11 protein-coding genes are annotated in these 14953 nt (G+C 58.3%); 4 read left to right on the forward strand and 7 right to left on the reverse strand.

From position 1 onward, the window contains the following. Window positions 1-150: 150 nt before the first annotated feature. From NSJP_RS12855 to NSJP_RS12865, 3 genes are all read right to left on the reverse strand, one after another. Window positions 151-1401: a tetratricopeptide repeat protein gene (locus NSJP_RS12855; RefSeq protein ID WP_080887280.1), complete on the reverse strand. Its 1251-nt coding sequence runs from the start codon at window positions 1399-1401 to the stop codon at window positions 151-153. Between the two features lie 152 nt (window positions 1402-1553). Next, entirely contained in the window at window positions 1554-2717 is a 1164-nt protein-coding gene (locus NSJP_RS12860) for a hypothetical protein (RefSeq protein WP_080887281.1), read from the reverse strand. Beyond that, window positions 2714-5926, reverse strand: a complete 3213-nt coding sequence (locus tag NSJP_RS12865) for a tetratricopeptide repeat protein (protein ID WP_080887282.1) — start codon at window positions 5924-5926, stop codon at window positions 2714-2716. Before NSJP_RS12865 ends, NSJP_RS12860 begins: the two co-directional genes overlap by 4 nt. Window positions 5927-6089: 163 nt before the next feature. On the opposite strand from NSJP_RS12865, the gene NSJP_RS12870 reads away from it, so the two are divergent. Continuing rightward, on the forward strand, window positions 6090-7352 hold the full coding sequence (locus NSJP_RS12870; protein ID WP_080887283.1) for a hypothetical protein: 1263 nt from the start codon (window positions 6090-6092) through the stop codon (window positions 7350-7352). Window positions 7353-7439: 87 nt separating this feature from the next. Here NSJP_RS12870 and NSJP_RS12875 read toward each other — a convergent pair whose 3' ends face one another. Both NSJP_RS12875 and NSJP_RS12880 read right to left on the reverse strand, forming a co-directional pair. Next, the gene (locus NSJP_RS12875) at window positions 7440-8792 is read right to left on the reverse strand and encodes a sigma-54-dependent transcriptional regulator (protein ID WP_080887284.1); all 1353 of its coding nucleotides are present in this window, start codon (window positions 8790-8792) and stop codon (window positions 7440-7442) included. A gap of 33 nt (window positions 8793-8825) precedes the next feature. Then, entirely contained in the window at window positions 8826-10358 is a 1533-nt protein-coding gene (locus NSJP_RS12880) for a sensor histidine kinase (RefSeq protein ID WP_080887285.1), read from the reverse strand. 223 nt (window positions 10359-10581) lie between these two features. Here NSJP_RS12880 and NSJP_RS12885 point away from each other — a divergent pair, with 223 nt between their 5' ends. The 3 genes from NSJP_RS12885 to NSJP_RS19320 all read left to right on the forward strand — a co-directional run bounded on the left by NSJP_RS12885 (window position 10582) and on the right by NSJP_RS19320 (window position 11683). Beyond that, window positions 10582-10869 (forward strand): hypothetical protein, encoded by a 288-nt coding sequence (locus NSJP_RS12885; RefSeq protein ID WP_080887286.1) that lies wholly within the window; start codon window positions 10582-10584, stop codon window positions 10867-10869. Then, window positions 10827-11366 (forward strand): redoxin domain-containing protein, encoded by a 540-nt coding sequence (locus NSJP_RS12890; protein ID WP_155970177.1) that lies wholly within the window; start codon window positions 10827-10829, stop codon window positions 11364-11366. The genes NSJP_RS12885 and NSJP_RS12890 overlap by 43 nt, the downstream gene beginning before the upstream one ends. A gap of 95 nt (window positions 11367-11461) precedes the next feature. Continuing rightward, entirely contained in the window at window positions 11462-11683 is a 222-nt protein-coding gene (locus NSJP_RS19320) for a hypothetical protein (protein ID WP_155970179.1), read from the forward strand. Window positions 11684-12139: 456 nt separating this feature from the next. On the opposite strand, the gene epsC is transcribed toward NSJP_RS19320, so the two are convergent. Together epsC and NSJP_RS12905 are read right to left on the reverse strand one after the other, a co-directional pair. Next, window positions 12140-13114: a serine O-acetyltransferase EpsC gene (gene epsC / locus NSJP_RS12900; protein WP_080887289.1), complete on the reverse strand. Its 975-nt coding sequence runs from the start codon at window positions 13112-13114 to the stop codon at window positions 12140-12142. 5 nt (window positions 13115-13119) lie between these two features. Then, window positions 13120-14949 (reverse strand): cysteine desulfurase, encoded by a 1830-nt coding sequence (locus NSJP_RS12905; protein ID WP_080887290.1) that lies wholly within the window; start codon window positions 14947-14949, stop codon window positions 13120-13122. Between the last annotated feature and the right edge of the window lie 4 nt (window positions 14950-14953).

Here is a 14953-nt window from a genome sequence, read left to right on the forward strand (position 1 = left end):
AGTTGAAGACATTTAGCCCAAAACGAATAGTGGCGTCGGTTCATATCATTCGGCGGGTGTTGGTGGCGTCATATGGATCGTACCGGTTTTGTGGGCGAGTCGTCCGCAAACCAAACCGATAGTGTTGAGATAGAGCCGCGATAGTCTGCCTCACGGGGTTGGTCCGGGGTCGAAACAAGGCGACCGCTTTGCACGCAGACAATCGTCGTACTCTTTCTTCTTGATATTCCACATCGTCTTGGCTTCGTTTTGGTCCACCCGACCCCGCAGCTTGGTGAGATACGCCAGCCGTTCGGATGAGTTGCGAAAGGTCACGCCGACCGGTTCATCGAGCAGTTCCAAGGAGAATCTCAATTTTCCCGCGATGACCTGGGCATGCTCGGCTTCGTTCCGAAATCCGATCGACGTCCCTTGATAACTGAGATGTTTTGCGAAGTAATCGGCCTGCGAATTGCCCTGGGCCGCCGCCCGCTTGTACCATTCAATTGCCTCACGCCGGCTCTGTGGCACCCCGATGCCGAATTGATACGCTCGTCCCAAGGCATTTTGTCCTTTGTCGTAATTCTGATCGGCGCTTTTTCGATACCACTTGGCGGCTTCCAGCCAGTTTTCTGTCACGCCTGTCCCGTCCTCATACATCTGGCCCAGATTTTTCTGCGAGACCGCGTTGCCCTGATCGGCCGCCTTGGCGTACCACTTCACGGCCTCGCCATAGTTCTTCGGCAGGCCTTCGCCGAATTCATATTGTGAGCCGATTTGTAGTTGGGCCAAGACATGCCCCATCTCTGCTGCTTTGAAAAATGGCTTCGCTGCGGCCGCATAGTCGTTGGCGAGATAGAGTCTTTTCCCTTCCTGAAAGTAGTGTTCGCCGGGACTTACGGCTTGTACTGATCGCGGTTGTGCCAATGCCTGTAGGTTATTCCTGGCGGTTGGATCCCCGCGGTCGGCAGCCATACGGTACCATTTAACGGCTTCGTTGACATCCTTGCCAACGCCGTTGCCTTGCTCATAAAGCTTCCCGATTGCTGTCATCGCATCCAAGTTTCCTTGGTCTGCAGCCTTCCTGTACCATTTCATTGCTTCGGCATAGTTCTGCGTGACGCCGTGGCCCATTTGGAAAAAGAATCCCAACATGGCTTGGGCGGCCGGATGGTTTTGATTGGACGCCTTTTGGAGCCATTGAGCGGAGACGGGATAATTCTTCTGGGCAAGCGGGCCGATCCAGTTGAAGATCGCCAGGCAGTATTGATCACCTGGAGCAGTGGCCGATTCGAGCAATCGATTGGTCTGCAGCCTCGGCAGCACTTGGTACTCGCATACTTTACGATCGTCCGCAAAACCGGCGAAGGTCACCTGCGCGCCAAGGACTATCAGGACGATGGTCAAGAACACGATGTTCATCGTATCCCCTTGCCAGCTGAGCGGTCGAAAGAAGGAGTAGAGCTTACCGTCGAATGAATGAGGTCTTCAAGTGCCTAGCGAGGGAAGTGAAGTTACCTGGAGTTCATTCCTCACGGTACCCGGGCCAAGCGATGTCCTCGTTCTCCTGTTTATCAGGGCATATTGGCCCTCGGCGTTGTCGGCAATGATCCGCTACTGGAGGTAGTCGATGAATCGTGATCCCGAAAGGGCGGGATGGATGGATAAAGCCGACCTCCATAGCCAAATTGTTCGAACCGCTCGGTGATGCGTTTCTTGTTTATATTGAGTGGGTCATGACCTTCCATGTATCGCCGGTAGAGAATGCGCGGTTCTTGTCTTGGTAGGACCTTCCGATCCATCAGACAGTTCGTGAGCCACCCAATAAGATAGTCCGGAGTCAGTTCACGATCCGATTCGTTTCCATAGCGCGCTTGAACAAAACTGATGACCTGGTCCGCGGCAATCCCGGAGAGGTAGAACGATCGTTGCAACGCCTCCGATGATTTGACACCAGCCGATTCAGGAGTGAGGCGATCCCAATCTGTGTCGTAGAACGGAAGATATTCTTGCAAGCAGCCGTCAATTGCTTTCTTGAGCGTAGAGTCGTTTGCCTTCGCGGTTATCCCATCCGGCGGCCTTGGCGTCCGTTTGATCGACTTCTCGTCTGAAGGCGATTGGGTCTGTAGTTCATCGGACGGTGTCTTGTCACCGGTGGTTGAGAAAATATCGGAAGGTGTTTCCTGACCGCGGTGATCGGTTCTTGGAATGGAGGCAGATGCCTGCTTCTGTCCTTGGTCTCTGCGCGTCTCGGAAGGATGAGAAGATTTCTCGCCGGGCTGTTTCTTGCCACCGGTGGGGGATGGAGGCTCACCGCTGGTTGCAAACTGATCCGATCGTGGGCTCTTCTGGCGGTTCGCTTGATTGAAGCAGTCGATGAACGCGCGGATGTCCTTGTCTCTGAGCGCGAATTGTTCGTTCGCCTGTTTGCGGAGTGCCGTGGCCTGGCGACTGTCTATCCCGGGCTGTCTCGCTTCTTTGTCGAGCGCCAAGGCTGTTTCCTGGATGGCCTTGGCCTCGTCCAAAATCGAAAGGCAGTGGCTCGACTTCTGTTTGGCGTCGGCGGAGTGCTTGTCGTACCAGCGATGTGCGCCGCCGACGGCGAAATTGTCGTATGCCCCCTGCGAGCTGAAGACATCTCCCTGTGGTTGGGCCGACGCCAGCGTAGGACGGAATACTTGAAAAAGAACGAGGAGGTAAGTCGCTGTCAGCAGAGAACGGAGAAATGTCTTCATCATTCTCGTGTCGTCGTGTATCTCGTGCCGCTGGCTCCGGTCAATTGCACGGCACCGTCACCGGTCAGTTCGAACCACATCGAGCCGACCTGTCCCGACTGGTCGTCATAGAGCAAGATCTGGCCGTTCGACGGGTCGGTAGTGTTGCGGCGTCCCTGCCGCTTACCTTGGAGATAGGCCGTGCCGCTTCTCGTCGAACCATCGCCGGGAGTGACCAATGTGTAGCGGGAATCCCGTCCGATCGTGAGGCGACGTTCCTGAGCCGACGGATTGTCAGGCACCATCTTCCACCGGCCGACCAGGCTTGGAACGACGGTCGCAAGAGGGGGGAGCCCTGCCACGGCTCGGCGGGCAAGGGTGCGGTCCCGTTGCGCTTGCTGTTGCGTATTGCGTTCGGTCTGCTCGCGGAGTCGTCGTTCTTGTTGCGACTTCAATTCCTCGATGCGGACCTGTTCCTCCTTCGTGTCGGCGTAGGGATCATGATAGGGAGGCGGAGGCAGGCGGAGCATTGCCATATTGATGTCGTTGATCTCCTTGCGCAGGTGATCGGGCGCGCCGTTGCCGGCCTCGAACAAGACCGCTCGGGCTCCTTGAGCATCGCCCTTCGCGATCAATTCCTTTGCCAACAGTATTTGTGCTTCTTGTGCAGGGACACCGGCGACTCCGCCGAAGTTGGTATGGCCATACCCGTCGCCGAGTTTCGGCCTATCGGCCATCTTGAGGGGGCCGAACATCGCGGCGGTGCGAAGATGTTCGATCGACTCGTCATGCTTTCCCATCGCCGAAAGAATCTTGCCGGTTTGCAGGTGAGCCTCGGCGACCAGGGTGGCGGCATTGGTCGGTCCGACGACTAACGCTCCTCCTTCCGGCTGCTGGTCGGGCCAGAGAGCATTGAACATCTCACGGGATTCGAAACCGGAGCTCATCCGTTTTTCGTAGTCGAGCACGGCTTGATAGTGGGTCAGCGCCTCCTGAAGAGAGCCTGTTTTCTGGAGTCGCCTGGCCAGATGAAACCGGGCCTGCGTCGCCAGGCCGAATTCAAATGCGTCCCGGCCGAGCACCCGGCCGGCCTCAGGCTTCTGTTCGTCCAATTGCAGGCGCGCTTCTTCCAAGGCGAGAGCTGCTCGATAGTGGGCGACCGCTTCTTCCGTCTTCCCCTCGGCTTCGGCGATCACTCCGAGGTAGGCGGGGATGCGGGCATCTTCGGGGTCGGTCCGGGTAGCCCGGGCGAGAGAGCCCTTGCCTGCCTGCCAGAGGGCTTTCTCCGTATTCCTCCATGTCAGCCGCAATAAGGGCGCGGCAGTCGTCTGGAAGAGATTGGCGAAGATCAATTGCTGCTCTTCGGCCTGTTGCAGTTGCCCTGTTCGGGCGTAGTGCTGAACCAAGCGCTGTTGGGCCACAAGGGATTTGGGATTGAGTTTCACGGCCTGCTCGAACGCGCCCTGTGCCTGATCGGTCTTTCCGTCCCACAAGGCCAGATCGGCCTGCAGCAGTAATCCCTCGACCGTTCCTTTGGTGACGCTGATAGCCTTCTCCATGGCGGCTCTCGCCCGCCGGCGGAATTCCGCCGCAGCCGCGTCGAGCTGATCTGCCCGCTGGAGATCCGCCTGCGAGGGCTGAATGCATGACGTCTTCTTCACCACTTCAGTGATGCCGTCGCTTCGGCGATTTTCGCTGGTCGAGCTCGTACACCGTTCCTGGCGGAGGTTCCAGGCTTCATTCGACATCTGATTGGCCCGCATGGCGCGGAACCTGGCATAGAGACTCAAGGCGTCGGGATTGCTGCCTGACACATTCAAGGCCTGATCCGCCAGTTGGTCCGCTTGGTTGAGCTCTCCCAACCCCGTGAGGGCAATCGCCTTCTGCATCATGGCCCCGACATGTTTCGGGTTCATTGCCAGTGCCTGCTCAGCGATACGGATGCCCCGTTGCAGTTCCTGTTTGCGCGATACCTGGAATCGATAAGGCTCGAGCGCACGCCGAGGCTCCACCTTCTCGCCGCGGACTTCGGCTTCTTCGATGAAATATGTGGCCAGGTCAACAAGTTTGTCGGGATTCTTTGGATTCTCCCGTACGGCATCGTCAAGGATGCGGAGACGGTCCTGATAGAGTTCGTCGTAGCGAAGCCGTTGTGGTCCCTTGGCGCGGTGGACGCTCGTCGCGATGGCCACCAGGTGCTCCAGCGGCTTGCCGGATGCCGCAGCGTCCTGTAATTCATTCACATATTTGTCTGCGGAGCCCCTGACTGCATGGGTGCTAAGCTCGCTCTCGACTGCCGATCTGGCTGAACGCGTCGCGAACCAGCCTCCCAGTTTCTTATAGATGTCGAGGTCCGCGGCCATTCGTTGTTCATCGCCCATGCGGGCCGCAGCCGTGGCTCGACCCAGATAGGCGTCCGACAGATCAGTCTTGAACGTCAACGCGATCGTGAATTCCTTCCGAGCCGAGACAGGTCGGCCTGCTTCCAACCAGAGCTTGCCGGCCTGGTAATGGGTGTCGGGATCCCCCGGGGCTCCCGCAAGCGCTCGTGCGACATGAGCCATGCTGTTCTTCGGTGTTGCGTTCCCATCCGACGCCTGCTTGGCGCGCGCCGTGCTGATGGAAGCCAGTTCGGGCCTGCGATAATTGTTCTCCGCGAACAATTGTCCCGCCTTTAGCATGGCTTGCCGCATCTCCGGACTCTTGGTCCCGCCCTTGTCTGCTGCTACACGATGATCTTGATAGGCCTGGCCGAGCTCATAGAGGATGAATGATCCATATTCCGTGGTGTACTCGTCCTGGCCTTGCGCCAAGTGGCCGGGAAGCAAGACGACCACTGGACCGGATGGAACGCCTCGAGGTCCGCCGCCCAACGCATGGTCCGGTGATATGACCGTTCCGCTCATGGCTTCCGCGACGGAGAGCCATAGCTCGGGTTCACGCCCACGGTAGCCGAGGCGTTGGGCCCGCTGCAGATCATTGAGGGCGTTCGAAAAATCTTCCGCGAGTGTGGCAGCGACGCCACGGGCGAGGAGGCTATCCGGATTGTCGGCGGCCGTCTCGAGGGCTTTGGTAAAGGCGCTCGCGGCGTCACGCCAGCGGCCTTCGTTCAACGCGTCGAGTCCATCGACGTAGGACCCTGCGGCGGTGGGCTGGATGCCGGATTCTGCCGGTATGGCAGCAAGGACAATAGCTGCCATGCAGAGAAGGGACGCCGGAAGGGGAGAGGCCATGGGACCTCCTTGGTCCTCTAGAGGGGGCTCAGCTTACAGGTCGCCAGGCGCGCCAATCAATAGGCCGACGTCCGAAACGTCGGGCGATGTTGATGAAAGCGGATTCAGAGAAGTGATATAGTGCGCCTCCCGATCGGTGTTGCCTCGGCCACAGGTGCGGTCCATGGCCCATCGTCAAGCGGCCCATTCCGAATATCCCGACAGCATCCCTTTTTCCCTGTTCGAGGGCGACTTCCTGACCCGGTTCTTTCAACGAATCGGGATGGGCAGTTATCGCACCGGCGATCTCGTCAAACGAGCGCTCTTTCTCATGACATTGACGTGGGGTGTGCTCGCGGCTCTCGCCGTGTGGTCCGGACTCCACTGGACGCAACCACGGGGACAGAATTTCTTTTTCGATTTCGCCGCCTATGGCCAATTGATCGCCGGCCTCCCCATGTTTCTGGTCGCGGAACGGGTGATCGATCGGCAGACCAAGGAAGTGGCCCGATGTTTTGTGACGACCGGCGTCGTGGAACCGGGAGATGCCATCCGATTGGTGCGGGTCAATTGGCAGCTGAAGCAATCACGGCACAAGGCATGGCCGGACCTGCTCTGCATTCTGTTGGGATATGCCATCACGGCGGCCTGGATGATTCCGGAGATGAACAATGGCCGGCTGACGTGGCATGCGACGGATCTCGACAGTCATCTGCAGCCGATGACGTGGTACGGTTTTCGCGAGATGCTGCAGACGTTGACGTGGCCCGGTGCGTGGGAGTTCATCTTCGTCGGCCCCCTGACGACGTACTGGTGGCTGCGCTGGTCGGTAAAGGTCTTGTTGTGGACCTGGTATTTGTATCAAGTGTCGAATTTGCGGCTGAATCTGGTCCCCTCGCATCCGGACAGTACGGGAGGGATTGGATTTCTCAGCGACGCACAGACGAAGTTCGGGTGGATCATCCTGGCGTACGGCATCAGCTACGTGGCGCCGACTATTCTCTACAAGCTGACTTTCGAGGGGGCGACGATCCTGGTGCTGTCCGTCTGGGGCTATGCGGCGAGCTTCGTCATAGGGGCTCCGGTGCTCTTTACGCTGCCGCTGTTCATGTTCACGCAACAGCTCTCTCAGGCGAAGTCACGGGCTCTGGAAGTTCTCCAGGAGCGGTCAATGGAACGGGCACAAGCATTCGAGGAGAAATGGTTGAAAGCTTGCACCAGCGGTCACTACGAACTCATGAGCGGAAGCGATCTGACCGGATTGGACGCGCTCAATCGGGTCTACGACCATATCCATAAGATGCGGGTGGTGCCGTTCGATCTGCGATCGTTTTCGGAACTCGTGGGATCCGCCCTCGGCCCGATGGTGCCCCTCCTGCCGTATATCGTCGACATTCCCGAGCCCTTCTTGAAGGCGATTGAAGAGGGAAAGAAACTCTTGCATTGATGCCGGCGAAGGGACGGACCGTCCGGCGATGGTGAATATGACGCCGCTGCCGGTGCGTCTCGACACGGATGCGGACATTCCGAGTGGCTACGGCGTCGACTCGTACTTCTTTAGTTTGCTGAGGAGGGTCTTATAGTCGATGCCAAGTATTTTGGCTGCTTGAGTTTTATTCCCGTCGCAGGCGTCGAGCACGAGCGTGATGTGCCGCCGTTCGATTTCTTCCAAGGAAATACGGGACAGGTCTTCCGCTTGGATCGAGCCGTGGTGTTTTGGCAGAACCTGCCTGATCTCGTCGTCGGTGAAGACGTCCCGGTCCGTGCCCAGCATGACGAGACGTTCGATGACATTGCGCAGTTCTCGGATATTGCCCGGCCACTGATAGGAAGCCAAACAGTCGAGCCCCTCTGTGGACAACCGTCGATTGGAGGATCCCGGCGTACGGACATTGCGTAGGAGATGTTCCGCAAGGAGGACGATGTCTTCCCTCCGTTCACGAAGCGGTGGAACGTGCAACGTGACGGTATTGATGCGATAGAGAAGATCCTCGCGGAATCGTCCTTGGTCGACCAGCGTTCGTACGTCCTGGTTTGTCGCGCCGACGAGGCGCACGTCGGCATGCAGGGTTCTGGTGCTTCCGACCGGACGGTATTCGCCTTGATCGAGAAACCGCAGGAGACTTACCTGCATGGGGCCCGGCATTTCGCCGATCTCGTCAAGAAACAGCGTGCCGCCTTCCGCGGCTTCGACGAGGCCGAGCTTGGCGGAGGTCGCGCCGGTAAAGGCTCCTCGTTCGTGGCCGAACAGTTCGCTCTCCAGCAATTCCCGGCTCACGGCGCCGCAGTTAACGGACAGGAACGGTCCGCTCGATCTGGCGCTGAGATCGTGCAGGAGCCGTGCAACCACTTCCTTGCCTGATCCGGTTTCGCCTTGAACGAGCACCGGCGCGCTTGAAGGAGCAACTTTTGTAATCTGGCTTCTCAGCTGTCGCCAGGCCGGGCTCGTTCCCTCGACGATCACGTCGCGGGTGAATCCTCCGTGGCGGGCCGCGACGTTTTCTTTTCGCAATGCGCGTATGGTCCGCAGCTTGGACAGGGCGGACTTGACGATGGCGGCATCGAACGGCGTGTCCTTGATCAGAAAGTCCCACGCGCCCTGTTTCATGGCTTCGACGGCATCCTTGACGTCTCCGTGTCCGGTCAGCATGACCACATCGACCTCGGGTTGATGCTCTCTGACCCATTTCAAGACGGCTTTGCCGTCTGTCCCCGGCATGCGGAGGTCGGTGATCACGAAATCGAACGTGGTCGATTGGAGCAGTTCGATGCCGTGCTTGCCATTTTTGGCCGCGGTCACCTCACAACCTTCCTGACGAAGCGCCTGTTCCAGCACCAGGCGGACATATTCCTCGTCGTCAACGATGAGTGCATGCACGATCGTCACTCACATCCGGTTAAAATGGCTATCTGACGACAATCAGAGCTTGGGGAACGCGAGATAAAACGCGCTGCCCGCGCCTGGCGTGGATTCGGCCCAGGCCTGGCCTTGATGCTTCTCCATGACCAGTTTCACAATCGCCAGTCCGACCCCCGTTCCCTCGTACTCCTGGGGGCCGTGGAGCCGCTCGAACAATCCGAATATTTTTCCGACCTGATCCGCTTCGATACCGATGCCGTTGTCCGTGATGCGGATCACCCGCTGCGCGGGTTCGTCCGTTCCCTCGATGCGAATGGAGGGGTCCGGACTGCCGCGGGAAAACTTGACCGCATTATCGAACAGATTGACGAGCGCCTGCCGGACACTGACGGGTTCACCATACAGCTCGCTGAACGGAAGCGCGATGTGAACCGAGTTTGGGGAGATCACGCCGGAAGCCACCCGGTCGTTGACCACATTGTCGATCATGTCCCGAACGTTGAATCGCTGCTTCGGCAACTCCTGTTGCTCGAGCCTTGAATACTTCAGCAGCGCGTCGATCATGTGTGTCAATCGGATGGCGGAGGACCTGATCACGCCGATGTGGTGATTGGCCTGCTCGTCGGACGAATCGGCGAACTGCTTCTCCAGCAACGACGAAAACCCTTCGATCTCGCGCAAGGGCCCTTTGAGGTCGTGCGCGATCGAATAGGTAAAGGCTTCGAGCTCCTTGGTCTTGCGCATGAGCGCGGCGCTCTGTTCCCGTAAGCTCGCCAGCATGGTGGTGAGGGAACCGGCAAGCGTGCCGACTTCATCGCGGCTCGGCCAGGGCGCGAACCGCGCCGTGAGATCGTGGTGGGCGACCTGATCGGCGGTAGCGGCCAGCGTCGTGAGCGGCCGGGCAATGTATCTGGTGGCGAGGACATAGGTGGCGGCGATGACCAGGCCCAACAGCAGCGCCAATGCCAAGGCGATGAACCGCGCGCGGCCGAGCAGACGGTCACCTTCGTGCTTCATCTCGATGTCGATCTGCGTATGGGCTTCGACGAGCTGGTCTAAGCCGCCGAGCACGGTTGTCATAAGGCGATCGGTCAATGCCATATCCGGTCTGGTAGGGGGCGGTTGTGCCGGCAGACGTTTCCATGCGTCGGTCAGTTCGGCCAGTGACTCGGCGATGTTCTCGATCGCGCGGTCCTCGCGGTCGGCGAGGTCGATCCGCTGATGCTCCTCCAACATGCCGTAGAGGATCGGGTGCGTGCGTGCCGCGTGTGTGCGTTTGTAGAGATTCAGCGCGTTCCGGATATCCGTGGTATGCCGATCGACCTCGACGAGCGTGTCGGCCAGAGAATCGACCGAGTTCCGTTCCACATGGAGGTGCAAGACCAGCTTCAAATCATAGGCATCCCGTTGCATGGCGGCGGCGGTAACGATGGCGGGGACGGTGATCCGCTTATGCCGGTCGACGTAGCTGTTGATACGGGAGAGATAGAACAACAGGGCCGTCAGACTCAACGCCAGAAGGGAAAGGATCAGCCCGAAAGAGAGGAGAAATTTTTGACCGATCGAGAGGCGTCCGATCCATCGATGTTGCATGGCGTAGCGTAGCACAGCAGTGGGTATGTGTCAGCCTTGTGCTGATTGAGTTCGTATTCTGGACGGGAAGATGCTGCCCCGGCAGCACTCCTCCATCAGACATTGTTGGGCTAGAAGCAGGTCATACTTGGCGCAAAATCATTTCTTGAGGAAATGCAAGGGCATGATTTCTGCAATTCCGAAAAGCAAATCGTAATGATCGTGATCGAAGATGGAAGTCAACATGATATCCCAAACCGTAGGGCTCAAGGAATCGGCACCGGAGATCCAATCTGTTGAAGCGAACGTGCTTGATGTGTTGCGGCGGCGCAGAGCCAAAACCCTGGATCAACTGGAAGGCGAATTGGTTCACATTGGAAGTGCGCAGTTGTTGTTCGCCATCGATCGCCTCAGCCGCGCGGGAAGAATCGGGATCGGACCACCCGTCAAGGGCGACTATCTCGTCTGGGTCATGCCGGAACCGGCGGTATGGGCCGGTCAGGCGGAATCTGTTTCTCGGTCCGGTTTCTGATGAGAGAGGCGTACAAGGTGGAAGAGACGATACGACGAATAGGGCAAAAGGCGCTGACGTTTCGATTTCCGGCGGTCATGGGCGGACGGATGACCTACCTCGTTCCGGAGGAGTTTCGAGGACGCTGGCTCGTCCTCAGCTTTGTTCCGGGTCTTGGAGAACGAGAGAGCCGCCTTTGGAATCGCCAAGGAAAGGTATTGGCTGAGCTTGGAGCGGTGCTGCTCCTGGTCCCTTCCGAAATGCGAGCGCTGTATTGGAAACGATTGAGTGGGATCGGACCCTTGCACTTCGCAGTCGCCGGAGATCCATTGAAGCGACTTCAGCGCCTCTATGGTGGCGCGGCAGAACTGTCTGTCGGACGAGCCAGGACCTTCTTGGTCGATCCTGAGGGAACGCTGCGGTTTCACCTCATGCACACATTGACGACGCAGGGGATGGACGTCCTCAAGGAGCTTCTGTGTGCCCATCAGGACGCGGAGTTTGCCGCATCGGCGTGACGGTGATCCGGTAGTGCGGCACTCGATCTCCTGCAGTTCTTCAGCAATAAGAGACAGGTGCTCAATTAGATGAAGAAGGAGGTTCAATAAGATCCATGGCTGTCATTCTGCTGCGTCATGACCATTCATCGTCTGCTGTTGATCTCGGTTGCGAAGCCTGTCGGCCGGCTCTGCCGGCCTTGGCAATGTTGCCGAAATCAACGGCAATAGGGATGGATCTGTCGTCAAGCAGGAGGATCGAACATGACCGTGTTTCTCATTGGGGTATTGACCGTGACCGCGTTGGTGAGCTTGATCGTCGTGACATTGGGGAATGAGTCCGACGCCCGAAGGCGTCAGATTGTGCGCGACAAGAGTAATGCATCATCGGAAGAAAGACGTGTCGATTATGTCGAGTCTCGACAAGCGGCATAGGATAGAGCGGGAGCGTCCTTTTATCTTGTGAGGGCTACTGGATGGCTGTCAGGCGAAGGTGTGACCCTCAATGCCCGCGCTGTGGCAGGCAAGGCCTGGCACAGACCGGGAGTTATTAGTTCTGTGCGGCCTGTCAGTTTGCCATCACGCACATGGCTCTTCTCAGTGAGTGCAAAGACGCAGTGAGGTATGTTGGACAGTCGTCATCTCTGCGGGGTGCATGCGTTGTTTCGAAATGGCCGTCGTCAAGATGGCCCAGGCTCTGACGGCAAAGAAGATCAAAGAGTTGGCTGCCGGTCAGGTTGTGGAGGTGGTTTCCGATGACGAAGGGATTAAGAAAGACATGCCGGCCTGGTGGGTCAGATACTCCACTGACCAATTCGCTCCGAAAGGGATTTCGGTTGAATGGTGGTGGAGGTGCGCATCTGCGCCTGCATGACATGACTGCCCGCCGGGACGCTTTGCGTGAGCCAGACGTTTCCGCCGATTACCGAACCCCGGCCGATCGTGATGCGCCCGAGAATCGTGGCTCCGGCGTAAATGACGACGTCGTCCTCCACGATGGGATGGCGCGGTTCGCCTTTGACGAGAACGCCGTTCTCGCCCTCTGTAAATCGCTTGGCTCCAAGCGTCACAGCCTGATAGAGGCGAACACGCTGGCCGATGACGGTGGTCTCGCCGATGACGACGCCCGTTCCGTGATCGATGAAGAAGTGACTGCCGATGTCGGCGGCCGGGTGGATATCAATTCCGGTGGAGGAATGCGCGATGTCCGACGTCAGACGTGCCACGAGCGTCGAGCCGAGTTCGTGCAAGGCATGAGCGATCCGATAGTAAATCACGGCGGTCATGCCGGGATAACACAGCAGAATTTCAGACGTGCTGGTGGCCGCCGGATCTCCCTGATAGGCGGCTTGTAAGTCGGTATAGAGCAATCCCCTGATGATCGGGAGCCGGCTTGCGAAGTCGCTCGTGATTCGACTCGCTCTCTGAGCGAGCGAACGCTCATCCGAATCGTCGGTGTCGGAGGCGAAGAGCAATCCTTTTCGGACTTGATCCTGTAACAGAGGCAAGGTTTGGTTTAAGGTATGGCCTACAAAATAATCGATGTTCGCCTCATTCAAGTCCGCTCGGCCGTAGTGAGTTGGAAACAATGCGGCGCACAGACCTTCCACGATGCCGAGCAGGGCTTTCCTCGACGGTAATTCACGGATCTGTCCCTGATGTCTGATGTTGTGGGTCAGCTCGCGCGAGGCGCGGAGCTCAGTCACAATTTGATCCAGATTCCAAGAGGCGGTCTCGGCTTCTTGTTGTCGCATCGTGTCGTCATCCATGATGTTCAGGGGCGCGCCAGTCCATGTAAGGCTCGCACTAATATATCAATTTCTTCCCGCGTATTGTAGAAGGCCAGTGATGGGCGGACGGTTCCCTCCAAGCCGAACCGTCGCACGGTCGGCTGAGCACAATGATGTCCGGATCGCACGGCGATGCCGTACCGGTCCAAATGTCGGCCAACTTGTTCATTTTGAAGGCCATTCATGACGAATGACAATACGCTGGCCTTGGTGGAAGCCGTCCCGATCGGGCGTAGGCCGCGTACAGATGAAAGGGCCCGTGTCGCATACTCGAGCAACTCGTGTTCATATGCGGCAATGGCAGGCATGCCGAGGGTGGTGAGGTAGTCGATGGCTGCGCCAAGGCCGACGACCCCGGCGATGTCCTGGGTACCAGCCTCGAACTTTTGCGGAATCCCATGGTAGGTCGTCTTTTCGAACGTAACGTCTTTGATCATGTTCCCGCCGCCTTGATACGGCGGCATTCTCTCCAATAATGGGGCCTTACCGTACAACACGCCGATGCCGGTCGGCCCGAAAATCTTATGACCTGAAAATACGAAGAAGTCGCAGTCCATTGCTTGCACGTTGATCGGGAAATGCGGTGCAGACTGTGCGCCATCGACCAGAACCGGTATCCCCTGTGCGTGCGCCATGCCGATGATTGCTTCCACTGGGTTGATGGTGCCAAGTGCATTGGAAACATGCGTCACCGCAACCAGCTTGGTGCGGGAGCTGAGCAAGGCGGCAAATTGTTCGAGGATCAGCTCGCCGGCGTCGTTGATCGGCGCGACCCTCAGAACGGCGCCGCTCCGTTCTGCCAGCATTTGCCAGGGCACGATGTTGGCGTGATGCTCCATCGTAGTCAAAAGGATTTCATCGCCTCGTCCGATATTCGCGCGCCCATAGGTCTGGGCGACCAAATTGACGGCCTCGGTGGTGCCGCGGAGGAAGACGATCTCCTTCGCGTCGGCGGCTCCGATGAACTGGCGGACCTTTTCGCGGCCGCCTTCGTAAAGCTCCGTCGCGCGGGCCGCCAGGGCGTGCGCTGCACGATGGATGTTCGAGTTGTCGCGGCTGTAAAAACGCGAGGTGGCGTCGATGACGCTCTGCGGTTTGTGTGTCGTGGCGGCATTGTCGAGCCAGATCAGCGGATGGCCGTTGACCCGCTGCTGCAGGGCTGGAAAATCTCCCCGAATCGACTCGACCTCGAGAACGGACAGCGACGGGCGGGAGACATACTCGTTCCTCACGGGATTTGCGGTAGTGACCGCTGAGTCGGTTCCGCGAAGAAAGTAGAAATCCGGTGTGGCGATGGCAGTATCGACCGTTGGAAAAGACGAAACGGCTTTAGGGTAAGGACTATTGAGGGAAGGTTGAGTGTTTCGTGCGCTGAAGACCTCCCCGTTGCAGCGTGGCTCGCCGAACGGATAGGCCTCTCTGGAATCCGCCGTATGTTCCCCCGATGGGAGACTACGCCCTGCTGGTAATGCAGTCTGGGCGGAGGTTTGTCCGGCATGGACCGGCGGATGGACGTCCGCGGTCGCCAGCGGATAGCCGCCGGACAGTCCGGGATTCTGCGGCTTATCGACGGGAAAATCCGGAAATGCAACCGGGAGCGTCGGAATCATGCCGAGTCCATTGGGCACGCTTCCCGGAACGCCGGCGATCGTGGTCGGAGCGGTAGGAATTGAGGAGGATGTTCCGGGAAGTGACGACGGATCTTGCGCCGCACGCCCGGACTCCGAGTAGAATTCCTTGGCCAGCTTGGTGATCAATGCCGTATCGAATGGATCATCGCCATGGGGGATTTGATCTGGTATCTGTGAGTCCATGGGT

Origin of the sequence: Nitrospira japonica, from assembly GCF_900169565.1 — a bacterium.
Taxonomy (GTDB): Bacteria; Nitrospirota; Nitrospiria; order Nitrospirales; family Nitrospiraceae; genus Nitrospira_C; species Nitrospira_C japonica_A.